The organism is bacterium (genome assembly GCA_035380285.1).
Lineage (GTDB): Bacteria > Auribacterota > Erginobacteria > Erginobacterales > DAOSXE01 > DAOSXE01.
Window position 1 is genome coordinate 1 of record DAOSXE010000074.1, and the last position, 2,188, is coordinate 2,188.

A 2,188-nucleotide genomic window follows, 5' to 3' on the forward strand; every position below is an offset into this window, starting at 1 on the left:
TCGCCGACGGGGAGGTTCTGGGGACGGTCCCGCTTCCGATCGCCGGTTTGATGAGCGACCGGCCCATGGCCGAAGTCAAGGAGCAGGTGGATCGGCTCACCGAGATCGTCCAGGAGATGGGGGTCACCAACCCGGAGCCGTTCATGGCGCTCTCGTTTATGGCCCTCCCCGTGATTCCCAAACTCAAACTTACCGACCGCGGTCTGGTCGACGTGGATCGGTTCGATTTCGTGGATCTTTTCGCCGACGGATAAAACCCGGCGTCTCCCGCCGGCCGGCCCCCCGGTCTTCGGGCGGAGACGAGGTTATCGAGGAGAGAGGGGGAAACGACGATGTACATGGAAGAACTCGAGTGCATGGAAGCCGGGCCCCTGCGGGAACTGCAGCTCGAACGCCTGCGCCGCCTGGTCGATTACGTTCTGGAGCGTTCGTCCTTCTACTCCGGCCTTCTGCGGGAGGCGGGCATCGTTTCCGGGGGGGATATCCGCGAACTCGCCGATATCTCCCGTCTTCCCTTCACCCGTAAAAACGACCTGCGCGACCATTACCCCTTCGGGATGTTCTGCGTCCCCCTGGAATCCGTGGCCGAGATTCATGCCTCCAGCGGAACCACCGGCAACCCCACCGTGGTCGGATACACCGCCGGGGATATCTCCCTCTGGCGGCGGGTAATGGCCCGGTCGCTCGCCATCGCCGGCGCGGTCCCGGCGGATATCGTCCAGAACGCCTATGGATACGGGCTCTTCACCGGAGGGTTGGGGGTTCATTACGGAGCCCTGGAACTGGGGGCGGCGGTCATTCCCATCTCTTCGGGCGGGACCAAGAAACAGATCAAGATCATGCACGATTTCGGGAGCACGATCCTGACCTGCACTCCCAGCTATTCCCTCTTCATGGCCGAGGAGGCGGCGGCCATGGGGTACGACCCGCGCCGCTCGCCGGTCCGGATAGGAATCCTCGGGGCCGAACCCTGGAGCGAGAACCTCCGCCAGGCCGTCGAGGAGGCCTGGGACATGATCGCCCTCGATATCTACGGGCTTTCCGAGATCATCGGCCCCGGAGTGGCCCAGGAATGCCCGGCCAAGGCCGGGCTTCACGTGTATTCCGACGTGTTCTTCCCGGAAGTCATCGACCCCGAAACCGGAGACCCCCAACCCGAGGGGCGCCCGGGAGAACTGGTCTTCACCACCCTGACCAAGGAAGCGCTTCCGCTCATCCGGTACCGCACCGGGGACATCGTCACCCTGACCTGGCGCCCGTGCTCCTGCGGGAGGACCCAGCCCCGGATATCCAGGATATTGGGGCGGACCGACGACATGCTCATCATCCGCGGCATCAACGTTTTCCCCTCTCAGATCGAGGACGTCCTCCTCGGCATCGAGGAAGCGGAACCCCACTACCAGCTGGTGGTGGACCGGGACCGGGGACTCGACACCCTGGAAATCCAGGTCGAAATCAGCGGCGAGTTTTTCTCCGACGAGATCAAGCAGCTCCAGGAACTGAGGAATAAGATCAAACGGGAGATCGAAAGCGTCCTCAATCTGGTGGTCGAGGTCAAACTGGTGGAACCCAAGACCATCGAGCGAAGTCAGGGGAAGGCCAAGCGGGTCATCGACCTGCGCCGGGAGAAGGACCAGTTGTGATCGCGGCGTGCCGGCCGCGGGGAGGGAGGAAATGAACGTCAAACAGATATCCGTGTTCCTGGAAAACAAGCCGGGCCGGCTCACCGGCCTGACCCGGGCTCTCAGCGAAGCCGGGATCAACATCCGCGCGCTTTCCCTGGCCGATACCACCGATTTCGGAATCATGCGCCTGATCGTGGACCGTCCCGAAGAAGCCCTGAAAGCGCTCCAGGGACGGGGCTATTCCGTGGCCGAAACCGACGTGCTCGCCGTGGAAATTCCCGACCGGCCCGGGGGGCTGGCCCACGCGGCGGAAACCATTTCGGCGGCCGGGATCAATATCGAATACATGTACGCCTTCGTGGAGAAGAAGGGAGGCAATGCCGTGGTGGTTTTCCGGGTGGACGACCTGGAGGCGACCGCCGGAGCCCTGGCCGCCGCCGGCATCCCCGTTCTCCCCCCGAAGGACGTCTATAACCTGTAAAACGCCGGGGGGAAACGCCCCCCCTGCCAAGGGAGGTACTGACTATGCTGGGTCTGGAAGCTCCGTCGATTTGGTTGGCTTA

3 protein-coding genes are annotated in these 2,188 nt (G+C 63.3%); all 3 read left to right on the forward strand.

From position 1 onward, the window contains the following. Window positions 1-254: adenine deaminase C-terminal domain-containing protein (locus PLZ73_12730; GenBank protein HOO78738.1), on the forward strand; the 254-nt coding region annotated here is incomplete at its 5' end. A gap of 78 nt (window positions 255-332) precedes the next feature. Continuing rightward, window positions 333-1,643, forward strand: coding sequence for a phenylacetate--CoA ligase (locus PLZ73_12735; protein HOO78739.1), 1,311 nt, complete (start codon window positions 333-335; stop codon window positions 1,641-1,643). Between the two features lie 31 nt (window positions 1,644-1,674). Next, window positions 1,675-2,106 (forward strand): ACT domain-containing protein, encoded by a 432-nt coding sequence (locus PLZ73_12740; protein HOO78740.1) that lies wholly within the window; start codon window positions 1,675-1,677, stop codon window positions 2,104-2,106. The last annotated feature ends 82 nt before the right edge of the window (window positions 2,107-2,188 follow it).